The following is a 22,252-nucleotide window of genomic DNA, read 5'->3' as shown; positions in this document are numbered from 1 at the left end:
TCGCTTGGCGGTCTTCTTCTCCCAATCCGGAAGCTTGAATACCCAGAAGGAACCACCCTGGGCGACCGGCTTGGTCAGTACGGCCATGTCGCCGCCCCACAGTGGCACGGCGCCGCCGTAACCGACCGTCACGCCGATGTACTGCTCGCCGTCCTGCTCCCAGGTCACAGGCGGGGAAATCACGCCGCTGCCGGTCTGGAATTTCCACAGCTCGTCACCGGTTTTGGCATTGAAGGCCTTGAAGTAGCCGTCGCTGGTGCCGGTGAATACCAGGTTGCCCTTGGTCGCCAGCACGCCGGCCCACAATGGCAGTTTTTCCTTGTGTTCCCAGGCCACCTTGCCGGTGGTCGGGTCCATGGCGCGCAGGATGCCGACATGGTCGTCGTACATGCGCTTGATGCGGAAACCCTGGCCGAGATAGGCCGAGCCCTTCTTGTAGCTGACTTCCTCGGTCCAGTAGTCCTCCTTCCAGTGGTTGGCGGGTACGTAGAACAGGCCGGTGTCCTGGCTGTAGGCCATGGGGTTCCAGTTCTTGCCGCCGAGGAAGGGTGGGGATACTTCAACCGATTTGCCGTGCTTCTCGCCCGGCTCCGGCTTGGGTGGGCGCTGGCCCTCGTTCTCCACCGGTCGACCTGTTTTCAGGTCGATATGGCTGGCCCAGGTGATACCGTCGACGAAGGGGAAGGCGTTCTGCAGCTTGCCGTCTTTGCGGTCCACCACATAGAAGAAGCCGTTGCGGTCGGCGTGGGCCGTGGCCTTGACGGTCTTGCCGTTCTTGTCCTTGTAGTCGAACAGCACCAGCTCGTTGTTGCCGGAGAAGTCCCAGGCATCGTTCGGGGTGTGCTGGTAGAACCACTTCACCTCGCCGGTGCTCGGATCCACGCCGACCTGCCCGGAGGTGTAGAGGCTGTCGTAATCCTTCGGGTCGCCGCCATCGCTGGTGCGCTCCCAGCCGTTCCACGGGGCGGGGTTGCCGGCGCCGACGATGATGGTGTTGGTCTCCGGGTCGAAGCTCGCACTCTGCCACGGCGCGCCGCCGCCCTGGCTCCAGGCTTCCTTCTTGCCGGTCGGGTGGTTGGGATCGTCCGGCCAGGACGGCGCCTTGATGTCGCCGGTCGGCGTGCTGTCCTTGCCGTTGAGACGGCCCATGTGGCCCTCGACGAAGGGGCGCATCCAGACTTCTTCGCCGGTATCCGGATCACGGGCGAACAGTTTGCCGACGATGCCGAACTCGTCGCCCGAGCTGCCGTGCACCAGCAGCACCTTGCCGGTCTTGGCATCTTTCACCAGCGTGGGTGCACCGGTCATGGTGTAGCCGGCGCCGTGATCGCCGAACTTCTTGTTCCAGACGACCTTGCCGGTGTCCTTGTTCAGCGCCACGACACGGGCGTCGAGAGTGCCGAAGTAGATCTTGTCACCGTAGATGGCGGCACCGCGGTTGACCACGTCGCAGCACGGGCGGATATCGTCGGGCAGGCGATGGGCGTAACTCCACAGGCGCTTGCCGGTCTTGGCATCGAGGGCGAAGACGCGCGAATAGGAGCCGGTCACGTAGATCACGCCGTCATGGACGATGGCCTGGGATTCCTGGCCGCGCTGTTTCTCGTCACCGAAGGAGAACGACCAGGCCGGGGTCAGCTTGAATACGTTGTCTTCATTGACCTGTGCCAGCGGACTCCAGCGTTGCGCACTGGTGCCCATGCCGTATTGCAGGACGTTCTCGGTGGACAGGTGATCGTTGGCGATGTCTTCCCAGTTGACCGGCTTGGCCTGGGCGGCTGCGGCCAACGCGAGGCTGCCGGTCAGCGCCAGGCATTGCACGGCAATGGCGAGGGGGCGTTTGCTGCCGGGGTGCGATCTTGTTGTCATGGTTGCGATTCCCTTGGTCGATTCGGACGAGGCCGCCGTATGCCGGTGGCCTGGCGATTCGATTATTGGAAGCGCGCCATGGGCGCCGACACGGAAAAGCTCCCGCCGATGCCGGGAATCCTTCCCGAACCCTGCTGATTTAGCCTTGCTACCTCTGGGGGGCGGGAGGCGGTAGCAAAACCCAGTACCAAGGGAGGAGATGCAGGCATCCAAAGCAGGATTCTGCCGATGCACTGACACGGCCAACATGACCACCATGCGCTCCGATGGGGCTGCCTTGTACAGGTTCTCGAATAGAGGGTGGTAGTCATGAATAACAAGATCTTTTTGCGCTCACTGCTGGCAGCGGGTGTTCTCGGTATGTCCGGCCTGGTTCTGGCGCATGGCGACGTGACGCCGCAAGCGGTCAACACCAAGGGCCTGCCGCAACTCGGTGAAGAATGGCTGGACGAGAACCCCTATCGTGCGCCCAACGAGCACCACGACCTGGCGGTCGAGATCGGTTCCTCCGCATACAACCAGAACTGCGCGCGTTGCCACGGTCTGGAAGCCATTTCCGGCGGTATCGCCCCCGACCTGCGTGAGCTGGAAGCCAGCTACGACGGCGACGAGTGGTACAAGGAGCGCGTGATCAATGGCGCGGTCCGTGATGGTGCCGTGTACATGCCGCGTATGGCCGACACCCTCAGCCAGGAAGCGCTGTGGGCGATCCGTACCTATATCGAAAGTGAAGCGGCCAAGCAGTGATGAACGCCGTCCGGCTGGTTCTGTCGCTGTGGCTGACACTGTGCTGCGCGCTGGCGCAGGCGGACGTGGTCAAGGTGCGCGCCTTCGATGACATCATCGAATCCGGTGTGCTCAAGGTGGCGATGTACGAGAACTTTCCGCCGTACAGCTACCAGCAGGATGGCCAGCCGCGCGGGGTCGATGTGGCGTTGGCGCGCAAGCTCGCCGAAGGGCTGGACCTGAAGCTGGAAGTGCTGTGGGTGACGCCGGACGAAACCCTCGACGACGACTTGCGCAATTTCATCTGGAAAGGGCACTACCTGCGGCCCGGCGTGCTGGCAGACGTCATGCTGCGTGTGCCCTACGACCGCGAGTTCGCCTACAAGCGCAACGAGCTGGGTGAAGTGATCAACGAGCTGGTGGTGATGTTCGCGCCCTATCAGCGCGAGCGCTGGCAGACCGCTTATGATGACCGTCGCATCGACGAGGTGCCGAGCGTGGCGGTCTTTCAATACCACCCGATCGGCGTTGAAGTGGACAGCGTGCCTTCGTTCTACCTGTCTTCGGTATTCGAGGGCCGGCTGGCGAAGCACACCCACCACTACCCGAGCATCCGCGAGGCATTCGCTGCGCTGCAGCAGGGCGAGGTGGACGCCACCATGGCCATGCGCGCGGAGATCGAGTGGCTGCTCGACCAGGCCGACGACGAACACCTGAAGCTCGCCGAGAACGCTTACCCGAACATGGGCAAGCAGGTGTGGGATCTCGGCATGGCGGTGCATGAATCCAACCGGCAGCTGGCCTACGCGCTGGAAGAAGTGCTCGAGCCGCTGATTCTCGACGGCGAGCTGGAAAAGCTCTACGCCAGCTACGGCTTGAGCTACGAGTTGCCCGGGTTGTACCAGGATGTGGAGAGCGACGTGGCCGGACGCTGACCGGTTGCGCCATGCCGATCCCGCTGCGGATCGCCGTTCGAGGAGTCGACATGAGCGTCCGAACCTTGCTGCTGATGATGGTCCTTCATGCGCCGAGCGCCCTGGCGGCCGAGGCCGATCCACTGCAGTCGGTGATGTGGGAATACCACCACAAGGGCTTGCTCAACAGCGAACCCTACGTGTTCGATGAGCGCGTAAAGGTGCAGGTACCGCCATTCGCCGAGGATTCGCGGCAGGTGCCGGTGCACATCGATGCCAGAGCCCTCGGTGACGAGGTGGTGCGCATCGAAGCCTGGGCCGACCTCAATCCCATTCCACGTATTTTCACCTTCACGCCCGGCGAGCAGGTCGTGCCGCTGGTCGCCATCCGCATACGCGTGGAACAGGCAACACCGATCCGTGCGGCGGTGCTGACCCGTGATGGCGTCTGGCACATCGGTTCGGCCAAGGTCGATGCTGCTGGTGGCGGCTGTACGGCCCCGAGCGTGGTGCGTGCCCAGCCAGGCTGGGAAGACCGCCTCGGTGAGGTCATCGGTGGGCGCTTCGCCCGCGGCGATTTCAGTCGTTTGCGCCTGCAGGTCTCCCATCCGATGGATAACGGCCTGGTCGGCGGCATACCCGAATTCTTTCTCAACCAGGCCGAGTTGCGCGATGCCGACGGTCAGGTCCTGGCGGAGCTGGAACTGTATCCGGCTGTCGCCGAAAACCCGAGTCTGAGCCTGGAAGTGAAGGGCGCGCAGGACACCCGCCTGTGGCTGCGTGACAACAACGGCAACGAGTTCGAAGCCGCGCTCTGAGCTGACCGGCCCGCGTTTTCTCCGAGAGCCAGCAACCAAGCCAAGGAGGCGTCATGCGCCTGTTGCTCCTGATGTTCGCGTTCTGTCTGACCCTGCCCGCATACGCCGAGCTGCGTTACACGCTGCAGCCGCGGCAGATTGCCGATGACGTGTGGCTGCTGGAAGGCTCGACGGACAACTTCGACAAGGCCAACGGCGGCAATATTGTCAACACCGGCTTCATCGTCACCGCGGCCGGCGTGGTGGTGATCGACAGCGGCCCGTCGCGGCGTTATGGCGAGGCGATGCGCGCGGCCATCGCGAGCGTTACCGATCGTCCGGTAATCAAGCTGCTGCTGACCCATCATCACCCCGACCACGTCCTCGGCAACCAGGCATTTGCCGATGTGCCCATCGCCGCGCTCGCCGGTACGACCGAGCTGTTGCGCGAGCAGGGCAATGCCATGGCCGAGAACATGTACCGCCTGGTAGGTGACTGGATGCGCGGTACGGAGGTGGTGCTGCCATCTGAGACCCTGGCGCCCGGCACGCTGGAGATCGGCGGGCGCTCCCTGCGCCTGCTCGCCCTGCGCGGTCACACCGGTGCCGATCTGGCCATTCTCGACGAACGCAGTGGCGTGCTCTTCGCCGGCGACATCCTGTTCTACCAACGCGCGCTGACCACGCCCAACAGCCCAGGCCTGGATGTCTGGCTGGAAGACCTCGATACCCTAGAGGCGCTGCCCTGGAAACGCCTGGTCGCTGGCCATGGCCCGGTGGCCGATGATGCCGAGCCGTTCGTGCAGATGCGCGACTACCTCGGCTGGCTGGACGGCTTGTTGCGAGAAGCCGCCAACGGCGGAGCGGACATGAACGAGGTTATCCAGAGCCCGATCCCCGAGCGCTTCGCCGGCATCAGCCTGACCCGCTACGAGCTGATCCGGAGCGTCAGCCATCTGTATCCGCGTTACGAAGCGATGGCGCTGCAGCGCGTCGACGAGTGAAGGCGCGCCCGCGGCGCGCCGGTTGATGGTCGACTCCAATCACTGCAGCTGTAGCTGATCACCGCGCTCCTGCTGCCAGTCGTCCAGGCTCGGCGCGGCTTCTTCGCCGTCCATGCGATGGATGATGATGAAATAGTCCTGCTTGAAGCGATCCTGCATGATCTCGTTGCGCTCGCGTACCCGAACCGCGTAGATGCTCTGGACGTTCTGGTGGTCGAAGTCGCGCCAGTACTGCTCGTCCTTCAACAGGCTGTAGCGATGGTTCTCCAGCGCGGCGATGATGGCTTCGCTATCCAGTCGGCCCGCCCGCCGCACGGCATCGGCCCATTGCTGGACGATGCCGTAGGCCGACGCCGCGGTGCTGCCGGGGTAGGCCTGATGCAAGGCAATGTAGCGCTCGACGAATGCCTGACCGGTTTCGCTTTTTTCTCGCTGCGGTACCCGCCAGGTCCAGGCTTCGGTGCCGATCACGTTTTCCATCACCAGCGGTCCGGCTTGCTCGACGATGCTCTGGTTGAGGTTGGGCGCGATGATCTGCATGCGCTTGCCCAGCTCCAGGGTGTGCGCCAGGCGCATGGTCTGCACCAGGTCCTGGCCGAGCAGGACGATCACCAGCACATCCGCATCACTGGCGGCAGCCTTCTGCAATGCGCTCAGGTAGTCGTCGCGGCGGGCACCTCGCGCGGCGATCTTCGAGTAGCCGTGGCGTGCGCGGTCGCGGCTCTTGGTCGCCTCGCGCAGGGCCTGTTCCATACTGCGGCCCCAGGCATCGTCGAGGCTGATGTAGTGATAGCGGCGGTTGGGCATGTGCCAGCTTAGGTACTCGCCGAGTACCCGCGCGCTCATCCAGGCACTGTTGGATTCGCGGAATAGATGCCGATGGCCGTCTCGTCCGGTGATCTCGTTGGCGTAGCCGAGGGTGGGGAAGTACAGCAGTCCGAGTTCGCGGGCGCGCTGGCCGGCGCTCATCGCCTCTTCGCTGTTGGCGCCGCCGAAGATCATCGCTGCGCCCTGTTTGGCGAAACGGTCGACGTTGGCACGCGCCTTTTCCGCGCGCGCTGCCGAATTCAGGCTGACCAGCTCCAGGCGTCGGCCCAGCAAACCACCACCCTGGTTGATCTGGTCGACGGCAAGCAGGGCGCCACGGCGCAGCTCCAGACCTTCTGACTTGTAGTTGCCGGTGCTCGGGTAGTTGAGACCCAGACGGATCGGTTCGGACGCGTGGGCGCTTTGCAAGGTGAAGACGATGAGGGCGATGACCAATGTCGGGCGAAGCATGGCTCTTATCCTTCTGAGCGAGGGGGCGTCCGTTGTAGGGCGTGGGGCGGGCTCAGCGGAATAGTCTTTTCAGGCCATATGGGTGCGACTTTCGGTGCCGCCCGGCATTGACGGCGGGCCGAATCACGCGTCTTTCGTGGCCTGCGGCGGCGTATTGCTACCAAGGGAGGAGGAAAATCGGCACTGCGGGCAATTGTTGGCGAGGCGGTGCAAACCAAGAATCAACAACAGACCGGGAAAATTTCCCGGCATAACAATGAACCCGCAGAGGTAGCCGCAATGAAGCACACCGGTCTTCGCAAGCCCTTCGCCTTGACGGCGCTATGCGCCGCGGTGGCGATGTCCAGCCTGCACGCCTGGGCCGTAACCGACCAGGAAATCCTCAACGACGCCAAATCCACCGATCAGATCGTCACCAACGGTCTGGGTTTGCAGGGCCAGCGCTACAGTACGCTGGACACGTTGAATACCAATAACATCAATCAGTTGCGACCGGTTTGGGGCTTCTCTCTCGGCGGTGAAAAGCAGCGCGGTCAGGAAGCGCAGCCGCTGATCAAGGACGGCGTGATGTACATCACCGGCTCCTACTCGCGTGTATATGCACTGGACGCCCGTACCGGCAAGGAACTGTGGCAGTACGATGCCCGCCTGCCCGACGGCATCATGCCGTGCTGTGACGTGATCAACCGTGGTGTCGCGCTGTATGGCGATCTGGTGATCTTCGGCACCCTCGATGCCAAGCTGGTCGCCCTGAACAAGGACACCGGCAAGGTGGTCTGGAAGAAGACTGTCGCCGACTACAAGGCCGGTTACTCGCTGACCGCCGCGCCGCTGGTGGTGAATGGCAAGCTGATCACCGGCGTCTCCGGTGGTGAGTTCGGCGTGGTCGGCAAGATCGAAGCCTACGACGCGAAGAACGGTGAACTGCTGTGGACCCGTCCGACCGTGGAAGGCCACATGGGTTACGTCTGGAAGGACGGCAAGAAGGTCGAGAGCGGCATCTCCGGCGGCGAAGCCGGCAAGACCTGGCCGGGCGACCTGTGGAAGACCGGCGGTGCAGCTCCATGGCTGGGCGGCTACTACGATCCGGACACCGACTCGCTGCTGTTCGGTACCGGTAACCCGGCGCCGTGGAACTCGCACCTGCGACCTGGCGACAACCTGTACTCGTCCTCGCGTCTGGCGCTGGACCCGAATGACGGCTCGATCAAGTGGCACTTCCAGTCCACCCCGCATGACGGCTGGGACTTCGACGGCGTCAACGAGCTGATCTCCTTCGACTACAAGGACGGCGGCAAGACCATCAAGGCTGCCGGCACCGCAGACCGTAACGGCTTCTTCTACGTGCTAGATCGCACCAACGGCAAGTTCATCCGTGGCTTCCCGTTCGTTGACATGATCACCTGGGCCAAGGGCCTGGACAAGACTGGCCGTCCGATCTACGACGAAGCCCACCGCCCGGGCAATCCTGCCGACGCGGACAAGGGCAAGTCGGTGTTCGTCGCACCGTCCTTCCTGGGTGGCAAGAACTGGATGCCCATGGCCTACAGCCAGGACACCGGCCTGTTCTACGTGCCGTCCAACGAGTGGGGCATGGACATCTGGAACGAAGGCGTAGCCTACAAGAAGGGCGCGGCCTACCTGGGTGCCGGCTTCACCATCAAGCCGCTCAACGAAGACTTCATCGGTGTGCTGCGCGCCATCGATCCGAAGACCGGCAAGGAAGTGTGGCGCTACAACAACTACGCTCCGCTGTGGGGCGGCGTGCTGGCCACCAAGGGTAACCTGGTGTTCACCGGCAACCCCGAGGGCTACCTGATGGCCTTCGACGCCAAGACCGGCAAGAAGGTCTACGAGTTCAACACCGGCTCGGGCGTAATCGGTTCTCCGGTCACCTGGGAAATGGATGGCGAGCAGTACGTTTCCGTTCTCTCCGGCTGGGGTGGTGCGGTACCGCTGTGGGGTGGCGAAGTGGCCAAGCGCGTGAAGGACTTCAACCAGGGCGGTATGCTCTGGACCTTCAAGCTGCCGAAGGATCTGGTCGCCAAGCGCTGATCAGCCTGCGTTACGCAAACCCGGCGATCGTCGGGTTTGCGCAAACAGAACCCCGGTCGCCATGGCCGGGGTTTTGCCGTTCTGGCGCCAGGCAAGCGATAGGCGCCGGGGCGTGATACCTGGGGTAAATGGCTTGGGCTCGAATAATCCACCTCCAGCCCGATGACGCTGCGTTTCGATCAGCGTCATCGGTGCCAGCGATGTGATGAAAAGATCCTCAACGATGTGGTGAGGACAGTCCGGGACTATCTCGTATTGCGTGAGGAAGCCGCCCCGCAGCCGGCTGACAGCGTTCCGCAGAAACACGAACCCCGCCAACAGGCGGGGTTCGGTGCTTACGTAGACGGGCGCGGGATCAATCTTCCAGCGAGCCCATGGCGGTGGTGTTGAAGCCGCCGTCGACGTAGAGGATTTCACCGCTGATGCCGGAAGCCAGATCCGAGCAGAGGAAGGCTCCGGCATTACCGACTTCGTCGATGGTGACGTTGCGGCGCAGCGGGGTCTGCTTCTCGTTGGCGGCGAGCATCTTGCGGAAGCTGGCGATGCCGGAGGCGGCCAGGGTGCGGATCGGGCCGGCGGAGATGCAGTTGACGCGGGTGCCTTCCGGGCCAAGGCTGCCGGCCAGGTAGCGAACGCCGGCTTCCAGACTGGCCTTGGCCATGCCCATGACGTTGTAGTTCGGCATGGTGCGCTCGGCACCCAGGTAGGAGAGGGTCAGCAGGCTGCCGTTGCGGCCCTTCATCATCTCGCGACCGGCCTTGGCCAGGGCGACGAAGCTGTAGGCGCTGATGTCGTGGGCGATCTTGAAGCCTTCACGGGTGGTGACTTCGGTGAAGTCGCCGTTGAGCTGGTCGCCGGGAGCGAAGCCGACCGAGTGCACGATGCAGTCCAGGCCGTCCCACTTCTTGCTCAGTTCTTCGAATACGCGGGCGATGTCTTCGTCATTGGCGACGTCGCAGGGGAAGCACAGCTCCGGGCCCGAGCCCCAGCCGGCGGCGAATTCCTCGACGCGGCCCTTGAGCTTGTCGTTCTGGTAGGTGAAAGCCAGTTCTGCACCTTCGCGATGCATGGCGGCGGCGATGCCCGAGGCAATCGAAAGTTTGCTGGCAACGCCGACGATCAGTACGCGCTTACCGGTGAGAAAACCCATGTGCTTGTCCCTCTTCTGGTTGTTCGGCAGCGCCGGGCGCCATGAAGGCGGATTCCAGCAGCTGCTGTGTATACGGATGTTGCGGTGCCGCAAAAATGTCAGCGGCCGCACCCTGTTCCACCACCTGGCCCTGCTTGACCACCATCATCTGGTGGCTGAGCGCCCTGACCACCGCCAGGTCATGGCTGATGAACAGGTAGGTCAGGTTGTACTTGGCCTGCAACGAGCGCAGAAGCTCTACCACCTGACGCTGTACCGTGCGATCGAGCGCCGAGGTCGGCTCGTCGAGCAGTATCAGCGCCGGCTTCAACACCAGAGCCCGGGCAATGGCAATGCGTTGCCGTTGTCCGCCGGAAAACTCGTGGGGGTAGCGATGCCGAGTTTCCGGATCGAGGCCAACCTCCACGAGCGCGTCAATGATTGCCTGTTCCTGCTCCTTGGCATTGCCCATCCGGTGGATGTGCAACCCTTCGCCAATGATCTGCCCAACCGACATGCGTGGGCTCAGGCTGCCGAAGGGGTCCTGGAAGACCACCTGCATCTGCCGGCGCAACGGCCGTACCTGGCGCTGCGACATGTTCTGCAGGCGCTGGTCCTGGAAGCGGATCTCGCCGCGACTACCCAGCAATCGAAGGATAGCCAATCCAAGCGTGGACTTGCCGGAACCGCTCTCGCCGACGATACCCAGCGTCTGCCCCTTGGGCAGGCTGAAGTTCACACCGTCCACCGCCTTGATGTGGTCGACGGTGCGTCGCAGCAGCCCTTTCTTGATCGGGAACCACACGCGCAGGTCGTCCACTTCCAGCAATGGCGCCGCTTCTTCGACCGCCACCGGACCGCCACTGGGCTCGGCCGCGAGCAGTTCCTGGGTATACGGATGCTGAGGTGCGCGGAACAGATCTTCACACAACGCCTGTTCGACGACGCGACCGCGCTGCATGACACATACGCGATGGGCAATGCGCCGAACCAGGTTGAGATCGTGGCTGATCAGCAGCAGCGCCATGCCCAGGCGAGCCTGCAACTCCTTTAGCAGTTCGAGGATTTTCAGCTGCACGGTGACGTCGAGGGCCGTGGTCGGCTCGTCGGCGATCAGCAGTTCAGGCTCGTTGGCCAGCGCCATGGCGATGACCACCCGTTGCCGCTGGCCGCCCGACAGCTCGTGCGGGTAGGCGCGGATGCGCTTGCGCGGCTCCGGGATACCGACCAGTTCCAGCAACTCCAGGGTGCGAGCGGTTGCGGCCTTGCCGCGCAGGCCCTTGTGAATCTCCAGCACCTCGTTGATCTGCTTGCCCACGGTGTGCAGCGGGTTGAGCGAGGTCATCGGCTCCTGGAAGACCATGGCGATGCGATTGCCACGGATTTTACGCATGGCCTTTTCGTCGGCCTTGAGCAAGTCCTGCCCGTGGAAGAGGATCTGCCCTTGCGGATGGCGAGCGAGCGGGTAGGGCAGCAGTCGCAGGATGGAATGAGCCGTCACGGACTTGCCCGAGCCGCTTTCCCCGACCAGGGCCAGGGTTTCGCCCTTGCGAATGTCGAATGTCACGCCTTCGACGACACGCTGGACCTGTTCGCCGGTGACGAACTCGACGGCCAGATCGCGGACCTCGACCAGATTCTCGGCTATCGGTTGTTCGGCCATGTTATTTCCTTGGGTCGAAGGCATCGCGCGCCGCCTCCCCGATAAACACCAGCAGGGTCAGCATGACCGCCAGCACCATGAAGGCGCTGATGCCCAGCCAGGGCGCCTGCAGATTGGCCTTGCCCTGGGCGACCAGTTCACCGAGCGACGGCGAGCCGGCCGGCAGACCGAAACCGAGAAAGTCCAGCGCGGTGAGCGTGCCGATGGCGCCGGTGAGGATGAACGGCATGAAGGTCATGGTGGAAACCATGGCGTTCGGCAGGATGTGGCGGAACATGATGGCGCCGTTCTGCATGCCCAGCGCACGAGCGGCGCGCACGTACTCGAGGTTGCGCCCACGGAGGAATTCGGCACGCACGACGTCCACCAGGCTCATCCAGGAGAACAGCAGCATGATGCCCAGCAGCCACCAGAAGTTCGGCTGCACGAAGCTGGCCAGAATGATCAGCAGATAGAGCACCGGCAGCCCGGACCAGATTTCCAGCAGGCGCTGACCAACCAGGTCGACCCAGCCGCCATAGAAGCCCTGCAGGGCGCCGGCGATGACGCCGATCACCGAGCTGATCAGGGTTAGGGTCAGGGCGAACAGCACCGAGATGCGAAAGCCGTAGATCACCCGGGCGAGCACATCGCGGCCCTGGTCATCGGTGCCCAGCCAGTTCTCCAGTGACGGCGGCGCAGGGGCGGGCACCTGCAGTTCGTAGTTGATGCTCGAATAGTTGAAGGGAATGACCGGCCAGACCATCCAGCCGTCCTTCTCGGCAATCAGTTCCTGGATGTACGGGCTCTTGTAGTTCGCCTGCAGCGGAAACTCGCCGCCGAAGGCCGTTTCCGGATAACGCTTGAACACCGGGAAGAACCATTCGCCGTCGTAGCGCACCACGATCGGCTTGTCGTTGGCGATGATCTCCGCGCCAAGGCTGAGTACGAACAGCGCGAGGAAGATCCACAGCGACCACCAGCCACGCTTGTGTGCCTTGAACAGCGCCAGCCGGCGCTGGTTGAGGGGGGACAACTGCATCTCAGGCCTCCCTGCTTTCGAAATCGATGCGCGGGTCGACCAGGGTGTAGGTCAGGTCGCCGATCAGCTTCACCACCAGTCCGAGCAGCGTGAAGAGGAAGAGGGTGCCGAACACCACCGGATAGTCGCGGTTGATTGCCGCCTCGAAGCTGAGCAGGCCGAGCCCGTCAAGGGAGAAGATCACCTCGATCAGCAGCGAGCCGGTGAAGAACATGCCGATGAAGGCAGACGGAAAGCCGGCGATGATGATCAACATGGCATTGCGGAACACGTGGCCGTAGAGCACGCGATTCTTGCTCAGGCCCTTGGCCCGCGCCGTGATCACGTACTGCTTGTTGATCTCGTCGAGAAAGCTGTTCTTGGTCAGCAGCGTCAGCGTCGCGAAGTTGCCGATCACCAGCGCGGTGACGGGCAGGGCCAGGTGCCAGAAGTAGTCGATGATCTTGCCGGCCAGGGTCAGGTCATCGAAGTTGGCCGACGTCAGTCCGCGCAACGGGAACCAATTCCAGTAACTGCCGCCAGCGAAAAGCACGATCAGCAGAATGGCGAACAGGAACGCCGGTATGGCGTAGCCGACGATGATCGCCGAGCTGGTCCAGACGTCGAACTTGCTGCCGTGACGCGTGGCCTTGGCGATGCCCAGCGGGATCGAGGCCAGGTACATGATCAAGGTGCTCCACAGACCCAGCGAGATGGAAACCGGCATCTTCTCGATGATCAGGTCGGTCACCTTGGCGTCACGGAAGAAGCTCTCGCCGAAATCCAGCCGCAGATAGTTGCTGAGCATGATCCAGAAGCGCTCTGCGGGTGGTTTGTCGAAGCCGTACAGGCGCTCGATCTCGGCGATCAGCTCGGGATCCAGACCCTGGCCACCCCGGTAACTGGTGCCGGCGACCGCGACTTCCGAGCCACCGCCAGAGATCCGGCTGGTGGCGCCTTCGAAGCCTTCCAGCTTGGCGATTGCCTGCTCCACCGGGCCGCCAGGTGCGGCCTGGATGATGATGAAATTGATCAGCAGAATGCCGAACAGCGTGGGGATGATCAGCAGCAGTCGGCGAACGATGTAAGCCAGCATGCTTAGCGCTCCGCCTCGACGCTATCAGCCGGGACCGCAGCGCTAGCTTCCTCGGCCTTCTTCGCTTCGACGGGATCGGCGACAGGTGTCTTGGCGTCGGGTTTGCGCCACCAGGTCATCAGGCCGATATCCTGCCGGGGCGTCACCTCTGGATGCGCGAGGTGATTCCAGTACGCCACGCGCCAGGTCTTTATGTGCCAGTTCGGCACCACGTAATGCCCCCAGAGCAGCACACGATCGAGCGCGCGGGTGTAGCTGATCAATTCCTTGCGCGAATCGGCCCCTATCAAACCTTCCACAAGGCTGTCGACTGCCGGGTCCTTGAGGCCGATGAAGTTACGGCTGCCCGGGTTGTCGGCGCTTGCCGAGTGCCAGTACTCGCGTTGCTCGTTGCCGGGCGAGTTGGATTGGCCAAAGCCGCTGACGATCATGTCGTAGTCGCGCGAACGCAGGCGGTTGATGTATTGCGAAACGTCGACCCGACGAATTTCCAGTTCGATTCCGAGGTCGGCCAGATTGCGCTTGTAAGGCAGCAGCACCCGTTCAAACTCGGCCTGGACCAGCAGGAACTCGAGCTTCACCGGCTTGCCGGCAGCGTCCAGCATGCGGTCGTTCTCGACCTTCCAACCTGCTTCGGTGAGCAGCCGGTATGCCTTGCGCTGCTGTTCGCGGATCACACCATTGCCTTCGGTACGTGGTAGCTCGAACGGTTTGTCGAACACCTCGTCCGGGATCTTGCCGCGAAGCGGCTCGAGCACCTTCAACTCGTCGTCATTCGGCAAGCCGGATGACGCCAGCTCGGAGTTGTCGAAGTAACTGCGGGTGCGGGTGTAGGCGCCGTTGAAAAGCTGGCGATTGGTCCATTCGAAGTCGAACAGGAGCCCGAGGGCTTCACGGACGCGGCGGTCCTCCAGCTGCGGGCGGCGGATATTGAAGATGAAGCCCTGCATGCCGGTCGGATTATGGTTGCGGATCTCTTCCTTGATGATGCGGCCGTCCCTGACCGCATCGATGTCGTAGGCGGTCGCCCAGTTCTTCGCACTGGTTTCGAACCAGTAGTCGAAATGACCGGCCTTGAACGCTTGCAAGGCCACGGTGTTGTCGCGGTAGTAATCGAAATTGATGTGATCGAAGTTGTAGAAACCGCGATTCACCGGTAGATCCTTGCCCCAGTAATCCTCTACGCGCTCGTAGCGGATCGAGCGACCGGCCTGGACTTTCTCGACGCGGTACGGGCCACTGCCCAGAGGTGGTTCGAGGCTGCCCGAGGTGAAGTCCTTTCCATCCCACCAGTGCTTCGGCAGCACTGGCAACTGCCCGAGAATCATCGGCAGCTCTCGGTTGCCGGCATGCTTGAAGTCGAAGCGCACACGTCTTTGGCTTTCCGCTGTCACTTTCTCCACATCGGCGTAGTAGGCGCGGTATTGCGGGGCACCCTGGCTCATCAGGGTTTCGAAGGTGAACACCACGTCCTCGGCCTCTACCGGCTCGCCGTCATGGAAGCGTGCCTGCGGGCGCAGGTGGAAGCGCACCCAGCTGTTGTTCGGTCCCTTTTCTATCTTTTCCGCCAGCAGGCCGTAGACGGTGAAAGGCTCGTCCAGGCTGTTGGTGGTGAGGGTGTCGTAGATCAGGCTGATATCGTCAGCCGCAACGCCCTTGTTGATGAAAGGGTTGAGCGAGTCGAAGCTGCCGAAGCCAGCCTGGCGCAGCGTGCCGCCCTTGGGGGCTTCGGGATTGACGTACTCGAAGTGCTGGAAGTTGGCCGGATACTTGGGCTTCTCGTCGTACAGCGTCAGGGCATGGCGGGGAGCGGCGTCGGCTAGGGTCGCCATGCAGAACAGGCTTAGCAGGCCGGCGCGAAACAGCGAAGGGCGCACGCGATTGATCATTTGCTCTTCTCCAGGCTCTTCAGCCACCAGGCTCGCAAACCCAGCGTATAGGGTGGCGTGGTGACGTGGGCGAACCGATTGCGGTACGCCAGGCGGTGGTTACTGATGAACCAGTTCGGAATGGTGTAGTGGTTCCACAGCAGCACGCGGTCGATTGCGCGGGCGGCGGCGACTTGCTCGTCGCGGGTCTGCGCCGCGAGCAGCTTGTCAATCAGGTCGTCGAGGATCGGATTGGCGATGCCGGCATAGTTGCGACCGCCCTTGACGTCGACCTGACTGGAATGAAAGTACAGATACTGCTCGATCCCGGGGCTGAGGCTCTGTGCCAGAGTCATCAGGATCATGTCGTAGTCGTAGTGATCGAGGCGCTGCTTGTACTGGGCACTGTCCACGGAGCGCAGATTGGCTTGAATGCCAATGCGTGCCAGGTTCTCGACGTAGGGTTGGAGGATGCGTTCGAGCCGCGGGTTGACCAGCAGGATCTCGAAGCTCAGCGGTTGTCCGGCGCTGTTCAACAGGCCGGCATCCGAGGCTTTCCAGCCTGCGTCGGCGAGCAGTTTTAGCGCGTGGCGCAAGGTTTCTCGCGGAATCCCGCGGCCTTCGGTCTGCGGAAGCTGGAAGGGCTCGGTGAACAGTTCGGGCGGGAGCTGCTTGCGGTACGGCGAAAGCAACAGCCACTCACCGCCTTCGGGCTTGCCTGTCGCTGTGAAGTCGCTGTTGGGGTAGTAGCTTTCACTGCGGCGGTAGGCGCCGTAGAACAGGGCACGATTGGTCCATTCGAAGTCGAACATCAGGCCGAGCGCTTCGCGCACACGATTGTCGGCGAAGGTCGCGCGGCGCCCGTTCATGAACAGCGCCTGGGTCTGGGTCGGAATCTGGTGGGGGATTTCAGCGCGAATGATGTCGCCGCGCATCACCGCCGGAAACTGGTAGCCATTGGCCCAGTTCTTCGCCTGGTGCTCAATGAAGAAGTCGAACTCGCCGACCTTGAAGGCTTCGAAGGCCACCACGCTATCGCGATAGAACTCGACCGAGACTCGGTTGAAATTGTATTTCCCCTGATTGGCCGGCAGCTTGGCGCCCCACCAGTCCCGCACTCGCTCGAAGACTACCTGCCGGCCCGGCTGCACATGCGTGATGCGGTAGGGGCCGCTACCCAGTGGGGGTTCGAAGGTGGTCGCGCTGAAGTCTCGATTCTTCCAGTAGTGCTGTGGCAGTACAGGCAGTTCGCCGAGGCGCATGATCAGCAGCGGATTATTCGGTTGCTCGAATACGAAACGAATGCGATGTCGGTTGAGGATGTCGACCCGCGTCACCCCCTGCAGGTTGGAGCGGTACTGGGGGTGCCCATCCTTTATCAGGGTGCGATAGGAGAAGGCGACGTCATAGGCGGTAATCGGCTTGCCGTCATGAAAGCGGGCTTCCTTGCGCAGGTTGAAAACCACCCAGCTGTAGTTATCGCTGTGCTCCACTGACTCGGCAATCAGACCGTAGCTGGAGGCAGGCTCGTCGCCGGACGGGTCGTAGATGCCGGTGCCGACCATCAGTGGCTCGTTCAGCTCGCTGATGCCGTATTGCAGAAAGCCGGGCGCCGAACTCAGGCTGGTGCCCTTGAAAGTGTAGGGGTTCAGGGTGTCGAACGTCCCGGAGGCCATCAGTTTGATCTGGCCACCCTTCGGCGCGCGCGGATTCACCCAATCGAAGTGGGTGAAGTTAGCCGGATACTTAAGAGTGCCGAACTGCGCATAACCATGGCTTTCGCTGATGGTGGCGAAGGCGGGAAAGCTCAAGGCCAGGCAGGTCAGTAACGGTAGCAGGGCTCGCATCAGACGGGGAATCCGATCCTTGGCGCGTAGGGGCTTCTCGGGCCGGTACAGTAACAGCTTGTATGCGCTGGAAAAAGGCCGGGCAACTCGGGCAAACTGCCGGTCATTTCCCGTAATGGCATTGTGCAGAGGTGACCTCTTGGATGTACATGCCCAGGGTCTTCAGGCATGGGTAGACCGCCTGAATCAATCGGAGCTGCCTGCGTTGGCGTCCGTGGTCAAGGATCTGCAGCGCCTTGCCGTGCATGAACATGCTTCGGTGCAGCAACTGGCCGATGTACTGCTTCGTGATGCCTCGCTGACTTCCAAGGTGCTGAGGGTCGGCAACAGCAGCTATTACAACCCCTCCCAGGAGACCATCAAGACGATTTCTCGGGCCATCGTGATGATCGGCTTCGAGAACGTGCGCCTGATCAGTCTGTCGGTCACGCTGATCGACAGCCTGCTCGAGCGCGCCCCGAGGGAGCAGCTGCTGGAACTGCTGGCCCGTTCGTTTCACGCCGCGGTGCAAGCCCGCAACATCGCCGGCTATGTGCTTTCGCGTCACGAGGAAGAAGTATTCATTGCCGCGCTGCTCTACAACGTGGGCGAGTTGGCGTTCTGGGGCTGCGGTGGAGAGCAGGCGGATGAGCTGGCCCTGCAGCTGACGCAGCCGGGTATCAAGCCCGACGATGCGGTGCAGAGCGTGTTGGGCACCAGCTTCCGGCAGCTCAGCCTGGGCCTGGTCAGAAGCTGGAACCTGGGAGAGTTGACCAGTCTTGCGCACACTCAGGTGGCCAGCAGCGATCCGGCCGCTCGCGCGGTCGCGCTGGGCGTACAGATCAGCGAGGCCGCACTCGGAGGCTGGGAGTGCGAGCGGATGACGTCACTGACCAGGGCCGTGGCCGAGTTCACCGGCGTGGATGAAGCTGATGCGTTGCAGCAGATACTCGCCAGCGCCGATGAAACCGTGCAGGTGGCGACCACATTTGGCGCCAGTCGTCTGGGCCGGCTCATTCCAAGTACCGATCCCGAGCAGATCCGCCTGCAGCAGGCCCAGCGTCAGGCAGCCTTGCTGCAACCGGATCTGTTGCTGATGCAACAGGCGCTGCAGGACCTGGGGCTCATGGCCTCGGGCGGCGGCGATGCCACGTTGATTCTGGATACGCTGCTGAAGGGGCTGCACCGTGGGGTTGGCCTGGAACGTGTGATGGTGGCGGTGCTGGCCGATCAGCAGACGCGTTTCAAGGTGCGTTGCGCCGTCGGTGAAGGGACCGAGACCTGGATTCAGGGCTTCGTGCTTCCCGCTGACCAACCCGAACAGCCGAACGTGTTCAGTTACGCACTGCGTCATCGGCAGTCGCTCTGGATGGGCGTGCCGGCAAGTTATAACTTGGCCGACCTGGTGACCCAGCCGCTGCGACAGTGGTTTGGCAATGGCATGTTCTTCATCGCACCGCTGATGGCGGGGACGCGTGAAATAGGTGTCATCTACGGCGATTGCCGGTTTTCGGGGCGGGCGCTGAAACACGAACAGTTCGTCGCGTTTCAGCGCTTTACCCAGCTGACTGGGCGCTGTCTGGAGTCCCTGAGCAAGCGTCCGGCTGGGTGAATGGCGGAGGGCTAGTTGGCGAGGTATAGCGTCAGCAGCTGGCCGGGGCGGAGCACGCTGGTGCCTTTCGGGTTCCAGGTCTTCAGGTTGTTCAGCTGTACGTTGAAGCGCTTGGCGATCTGGTACAGCGAGTCGCCTTTTTGCACTTTGTAATAGGTAGGCGAATTTCCCTTGCTCTGCGCGTTGGCTACTGCCGGGCCCTGCAGGAACAGCGCCTGGCCCACTTTGAGCTGGCTGCCGGAGAGCTTGTTCCAGCGCTGCAAGTCGCGTACCGAGACGCGCTGAGCCTTGGCGATGTCCCAGAGATTGTCGCCAGATTTGACCCGGTAGCTGCGCGGGGTGGCGGCCGGCTGACGCGCTACAGCGTGCAGCAACTCCCGCGAAGCGCCGGCATCACCGCTGGTTGGGAGGCTGAGGACCTGCCCGATCCGCAACGTGTCGCTCTTCAACCGGTTCACGTCGCGGATGATGTTGACGGTCAGATGATGACGGTTGGCGATGACGCCCAGGGTGTCTCCTGCGCGCACCTGATACTGCTGCCAGTCGACCAGATCCTGCGGCTTCATCAGCGCCAGGTTGGCTGCCAGCATCTCAGCCTTTTCCATTGGCACCAGCAGCTGCTGCGGACCATCCAGGGTAATTCGGCGGGTGAAGGCAGGGTTCAGCTGGTAGAGCTCGTCCTCGTCCAGGTCGGCGAGTTTGGCGACCCGCGCCAGATCCATGCGCTGCTTGAGCGCGATGACTTCGAAGTAGGGCTCGTTGGCGATCGGATTGAGATTGATGCCATAGGCCTCGGGGGCCTGGATCAATTGCGACAGGGCCAGCAGCTTCGGCACGTAGTCGCGGGTTTCCTGCGGCAATGGCAGGTTCCAGTAGTCGGTCGGCAGGCCTAGCTTCTGGTTGCGTTCGATGGCCCGGCTCACGGTGCCTTCACCCGAGTTGTAGGCAGCCAGTGCCAGCAGCCAGTCACCGTTGAACAGGCCGTGCAGGTAGCTCAGATAACGCAGGGCTGCATTGGTCGAGGCGGTGATGTCACGGCGGCCGTCGTACCAGCTTGTCTGCCGAAGATTGAAGTGCCGGCCGGTGGCGGGAATGAACTGCCAGAGTCCGACGGCATGGGCGGGCGAATAGGCGAAGGGATCGTAGGAGCTTTCGATGATCGGCAGCAAAGCCAGTTCCAGCGGCATGTCGCGCTCTTCGAGGCGCTCGACAATGTAGTGGATATAGGGGCTGCCGCGCTCGCTGGCGATTTCGATGGATCTTGGGCGACTGGAGAACAGCAGGCGCTGTTGCTCGATGCGGGGGTTGCTGTCCAGATGCTCCTGAAGCTTGTAACCCTCGCGGATTCGCTCCCAGATGTCCTGGTGTTCGGTGATGACGGGGGTGTCGTTCAGCCAGATGGGCTCTTGTGCCACAGGCGCTGTGGTGCGGCTTGCCTGATCGCGTGCATCATCACGCACGGCGTTGCTCTGACAGCCCGCTAGGGCGACGCAAACGGCTAGAGCCAACGCCCGACCAGAGGCTGCCAAGGCGTCCGGTTCGAGGCGTTTCTTGGGAGCTGGCGGCATTGGCTGGAATCTTCCCCGGAAACAAAATTCGGGGGATTCTAGGAACGCCCCCTGATGGGGTCAAGGCTGCGTGCCGCGTTTCGGGAACCTGTCGACCTTGTCAGAAGGCGTCCTTCCAGGCGCGCAAAGCCGCGAAAACCGCCACATCGCCGTCTAGCTGGCCGCCGCTGCGCTCGCTTGCCGCATGCTGAACGGCGGCGACACCACAACGCAGAAAAGGGTTGGTCGCGCGCTCGATATCCATTCTGCTTGGCAGGCTGAAGCGGTTCGATTCGCGCAGTTCGGTCACCTCGCGCATGCGTTTTCCAATGGCCGGGTTGTCCGGTTCCACTGCCCGGGCAAAGCGCAAATTGCTCAGCGTGTATTCGTGGGTGCAGTAGACGAGGGTGCTATCCGGTGTATCGGCCAGGCGCTGCAGCGAGCGGAACATCTGCTCGGGCGTGCCTTCGAACAGACGCCCGCACCCGGCGGCGAACAGCGTATCGCCACAGAGCAGCCAGGGCCGCGCGGGGTCGGCATGGAAATAAGCGATATGGCCAAGCGTGTGGCCAGGGACGGCGATGACCTGCAAGTCCGTCCCGAGTACCTCGAGGTGCTGGCCGTCGCTCAGCGCCTCGTCGCGCGCGGGAATGTTCTCGGCCGCCGGTCCATGAACGCGCGCGCCGGTCTGTGTCTTGAGCCGTTCGACGCCGCCGACGTGGTCGTGATGGTGGTGGGTAATCAGGATGTCACTGAGCTGCCAGTCCGAGTGGTCGCGCAGCCACTTCAGGACTGGCGTGGCATCACCGGGATCGACGGCAGCGCAGCGTTGAGTGGCCTCGTCCAGAAGCAACCAGATGTAGTTGTCGGTGAAGGCGGGCAGGGCTTCGATCTTCAACATGGGCGGGTCGCCAATTGAGTGACAAAGGCGCATCCTAGCAGTCCCATGAGAAAGTTGAACCCGAGCGAACTCAGCGCCGCGCAGATCGCGCGGCGAACGGAGCCGAGCGATGAACGATCGACCGTCCACCCAAGGCAGCGACCATTGGCTGTCCATGATCAATGAGGCGTCCGCCTGGTTCGAGGGGCCGCTGGGCCAGCAGCTGCTGGTTCAGGAGAAGGAAGTCCTGACCGAAGAGCTGGCGCGTTGTTTCGGCAGCTATCTGGTGCACAACGGTCCATTCAGCGGCGAGCCGGTGCAACCACAGAACATCAAACGCAGCGTTCGCCTCGGTGCGCCACTGCCTGGTGTGGAGATTCATTGCGAGGAGCAGGCCTGGCCGCTCGGCGAGCATGCTGCTGATGTCGTGGTGCTGCAGCATGCATTGGATTTCAGCCTGTCGCCCCATGGGTTGTTGCGTGAAGCGGCGCGTGGCGTTCGTCCGGGCGGGCATCTGCTGATCGTCGGTATCAACCCTTGGAGTGCCTGGGGCCTGCGTCATCTGGTCTCTCGCGAGGCGTTTCGGCAGGCGCGTTGCATTCGTCCGTCAAGGGTAGGGGACTGGCTGAACCTGCTGGGATTCGCGCTGGAGAAACGTCGCTTCGGATGCTATTGTCCGCCGCTTTCTTCGAGCGACTGGCAGGCGCGGTTGTCTCGTCTGGAGTCCGTCGGGCAGCAGTTGCAGGCGCCAACTGGCGGTTTCTATCTGCTGGTCGCGCGCAAGTTGATGATCGGCCTGCGGCCCTTGCGCCAGGAGCGCCGCGAACGCATGGGTAAGCTATTGCCGATGCCCGTCGCCAAAGTCAGCCGCCGCGAAGCCGAACAACACCGACTCCCTTGACGTCCCGAGCCTGCCGGCAAACAGAGTAAGCAATCCACATGAGCGACGATTGGGTCGAGATCTACACCGACGGTGCCTGCAAGGGCA

The 22,252-nt window shown here is 62.7% G+C and carries 17 protein-coding genes; 7 read left to right on the top strand and 10 right to left on the bottom strand.

Annotated features, from left to right (window positions below; all coding sequences use genetic code 11):
• A partial coding sequence (locus LO50_RS00275) for a quinoprotein ethanol dehydrogenase (RefSeq protein ID WP_014820103.1) occupies positions 1–1,869 on the bottom strand: 1,869 nt, incomplete at its 3' end.
• A 309-nt stretch (positions 1,870–2,178) separates the two neighbouring features.
• On the opposite strand from LO50_RS00275, the gene pedF reads away from it, so the two are divergent.
• From pedF to LO50_RS00255, 4 genes are read left to right on the top strand one after another with little or no spacing between them, the layout of a single operon-like run.
• The gene (gene pedF / locus LO50_RS00270) at positions 2,179–2,616 is read left to right on the top strand and encodes a cytochrome c-550 PedF (RefSeq protein ID WP_023445273.1); all 438 of its coding nucleotides are present in this window, start codon (positions 2,179–2,181) and stop codon (positions 2,614–2,616) included.
• Positions 2,616–3,530 carry a substrate-binding periplasmic protein gene (locus LO50_RS00265; RefSeq protein WP_003298874.1) on the top strand — a complete coding sequence of 305 codons (915 nt, stop codon included), beginning with the start codon at positions 2,616–2,618 and terminating at the stop codon, positions 3,528–3,530. Before pedF ends, LO50_RS00265 begins: the two co-directional genes overlap by 1 nt.
• A gap of 50 nt (positions 3,531–3,580) precedes the next feature.
• Positions 3,581–4,327, top strand: coding sequence for a quinoprotein dehydrogenase-associated SoxYZ-like carrier (locus LO50_RS00260; protein ID WP_003298876.1), 747 nt, complete (start codon positions 3,581–3,583; stop codon positions 4,325–4,327).
• A 53-nt stretch (positions 4,328–4,380) separates the two neighbouring features.
• Complete coding sequence (locus tag LO50_RS00255) at positions 4,381–5,310, top strand: quinoprotein relay system zinc metallohydrolase 1 (protein WP_044313732.1); 930 nt, start codon at positions 4,381–4,383, stop codon at positions 5,308–5,310.
• Between the two features lie 39 nt (positions 5,311–5,349).
• Here LO50_RS00255 and LO50_RS00250 read toward each other — a convergent pair whose 3' ends face one another.
• Complete coding sequence (locus tag LO50_RS00250; RefSeq protein WP_044313731.1) at positions 5,350–6,588, bottom strand: substrate-binding protein; 1,239 nt, start codon at positions 6,586–6,588, stop codon at positions 5,350–5,352.
• A 279-nt stretch (positions 6,589–6,867) separates the two neighbouring features.
• On the opposite strand from LO50_RS00250, the gene LO50_RS00245 reads away from it, so the two are divergent.
• A complete protein-coding gene (locus LO50_RS00245; protein WP_044313730.1) occupies positions 6,868–8,643 on the top strand; it encodes a PQQ-dependent methanol/ethanol family dehydrogenase in 1,776 nt (591 codons plus the stop codon).
• Positions 8,644–8,998: 355 nt separating this feature from the next.
• On the opposite strand, the gene fabI is transcribed toward LO50_RS00245, so the two are convergent.
• From fabI to LO50_RS00210, 6 genes are read right to left on the bottom strand one after another with little or no spacing between them, the layout of a single operon-like run.
• Positions 8,999–9,793 carry an enoyl-ACP reductase FabI gene (gene fabI, locus LO50_RS00235; protein ID WP_003298883.1) on the bottom strand — a complete coding sequence of 265 codons (795 nt, stop codon included), beginning with the start codon at positions 9,791–9,793 and terminating at the stop codon, positions 8,999–9,001.
• Entirely contained in the window at positions 9,774–11,435 is a 1,662-nt protein-coding gene (locus LO50_RS00230; protein WP_003298885.1) for an ABC transporter ATP-binding protein, read from the bottom strand. Before LO50_RS00230 ends, fabI begins: the two co-directional genes overlap by 20 nt.
• Position 11,436: 1 nt before the next feature.
• Complete coding sequence (locus LO50_RS00225; protein ID WP_003298887.1) at positions 11,437–12,456, bottom strand: ABC transporter permease; 1,020 nt, start codon at positions 12,454–12,456, stop codon at positions 11,437–11,439.
• A 1-nt stretch (position 12,457) separates the two neighbouring features.
• Positions 12,458–13,531, bottom strand: a complete 1,074-nt coding sequence (locus LO50_RS00220; protein WP_014820115.1) for a microcin C ABC transporter permease YejB — start codon at positions 13,529–13,531, stop codon at positions 12,458–12,460.
• Between the two features lie 2 nt (positions 13,532–13,533).
• A complete protein-coding gene (locus tag LO50_RS00215; RefSeq protein WP_044313728.1) occupies positions 13,534–15,420 on the bottom strand; it encodes an extracellular solute-binding protein in 1,887 nt (628 codons plus the stop codon).
• On the bottom strand, positions 15,417–17,246 hold the full coding sequence (locus LO50_RS00210) for an extracellular solute-binding protein (RefSeq protein ID WP_044313727.1): 1,830 nt from the start codon (positions 17,244–17,246) through the stop codon (positions 15,417–15,419). The genes LO50_RS00215 and LO50_RS00210 overlap by 4 nt, the downstream gene beginning before the upstream one ends.
• Positions 17,247–17,385: 139 nt before the next feature.
• On the opposite strand from LO50_RS00210, the gene LO50_RS00205 reads away from it, so the two are divergent.
• On the top strand, positions 17,386–18,837 hold the full coding sequence (locus LO50_RS00205) for an HDOD domain-containing protein (RefSeq protein ID WP_044313726.1): 1,452 nt from the start codon (positions 17,386–17,388) through the stop codon (positions 18,835–18,837).
• A gap of 11 nt (positions 18,838–18,848) precedes the next feature.
• On the opposite strand, the gene LO50_RS00200 is transcribed toward LO50_RS00205, so the two are convergent.
• Together LO50_RS00200 and gloB are read right to left on the bottom strand one after the other, a co-directional pair.
• Positions 18,849–20,405, bottom strand: coding sequence for a lytic transglycosylase domain-containing protein (locus tag LO50_RS00200; protein ID WP_185749576.1), 1,557 nt, complete (start codon positions 20,403–20,405; stop codon positions 18,849–18,851).
• Positions 20,406–20,505: 100 nt separating this feature from the next.
• Positions 20,506–21,285, bottom strand: coding sequence for a hydroxyacylglutathione hydrolase (gloB, locus tag LO50_RS00195; RefSeq protein WP_042928191.1), 780 nt, complete (start codon positions 21,283–21,285; stop codon positions 20,506–20,508).
• Between the two features lie 109 nt (positions 21,286–21,394).
• Here gloB and LO50_RS00190 point away from each other — a divergent pair, with 109 nt between their 5' ends.
• Complete coding sequence (locus LO50_RS00190) at positions 21,395–22,165, top strand: class I SAM-dependent methyltransferase (RefSeq protein ID WP_042928190.1); 771 nt, start codon at positions 21,395–21,397, stop codon at positions 22,163–22,165.
• Positions 22,166–22,252 lie beyond the last annotated feature (87 nt).

Origin of the sequence: Stutzerimonas stutzeri, from assembly GCF_000935215.1 — a bacterium.
Classification (GTDB): Bacteria; Pseudomonadota; Gammaproteobacteria; order Pseudomonadales; family Pseudomonadaceae; genus Stutzerimonas.
Note: the sequence above shows the minus strand (reverse complement) of the source record. Positions and strands in the feature narration are given on the sequence as shown.

Coding starts and splice junctions, on each gene's coding strand:
- LO50_RS00255 (WP_044313732.1), top strand. CDS start 4,381: ATGCGCCTGTTGCTCCTGATGTTCGCGTTCTGTCTGACCCTGCCCGCA.
- LO50_RS00265 (WP_003298874.1), top strand. CDS start 2,616: ATGAACGCCGTCCGGCTGGTTCTGTCGCTGTGGCTGACACTGTGCTGC.
- LO50_RS00210 (WP_044313727.1), bottom strand. CDS start 17,246: ATGCGAGCCCTGCTACCGTTACTGACCTGCCTGGCCTTGAGCTTTCCC.
- gloB (WP_042928191.1), bottom strand. CDS start 21,285: ATGTTGAAGATCGAAGCCCTGCCCGCCTTCACCGACAACTACATCTGG.
- LO50_RS00220 (WP_014820115.1), bottom strand. CDS start 13,531: ATGCTGGCTTACATCGTTCGCCGACTGCTGCTGATCATCCCCACGCTG.
- LO50_RS00250 (WP_044313731.1), bottom strand. CDS start 6,588: ATGCTTCGCCCGACATTGGTCATCGCCCTCATCGTCTTCACCTTGCAA.
- LO50_RS00245 (WP_044313730.1), top strand. CDS start 6,868: ATGAAGCACACCGGTCTTCGCAAGCCCTTCGCCTTGACGGCGCTATGC.
- LO50_RS00200 (WP_185749576.1), bottom strand. CDS start 20,405: ATGCCGCCAGCTCCCAAGAAACGCCTCGAACCGGACGCCTTGGCAGCC.
- LO50_RS00225 (WP_003298887.1), bottom strand. CDS start 12,456: ATGCAGTTGTCCCCCCTCAACCAGCGCCGGCTGGCGCTGTTCAAGGCA.
- LO50_RS00260 (WP_003298876.1), top strand. CDS start 3,581: ATGAGCGTCCGAACCTTGCTGCTGATGATGGTCCTTCATGCGCCGAGC.
- fabI (WP_003298883.1), bottom strand. CDS start 9,793: ATGGGTTTTCTCACCGGTAAGCGCGTACTGATCGTCGGCGTTGCCAGC.
- LO50_RS00230 (WP_003298885.1), bottom strand. CDS start 11,435: ATGGCCGAACAACCGATAGCCGAGAATCTGGTCGAGGTCCGCGATCTG.
- pedF (WP_023445273.1), top strand. CDS start 2,179: ATGAATAACAAGATCTTTTTGCGCTCACTGCTGGCAGCGGGTGTTCTC.
- LO50_RS00190 (WP_042928190.1), top strand. CDS start 21,395: ATGAACGATCGACCGTCCACCCAAGGCAGCGACCATTGGCTGTCCATG.
- LO50_RS00215 (WP_044313728.1), bottom strand. CDS start 15,420: ATGATCAATCGCGTGCGCCCTTCGCTGTTTCGCGCCGGCCTGCTAAGC.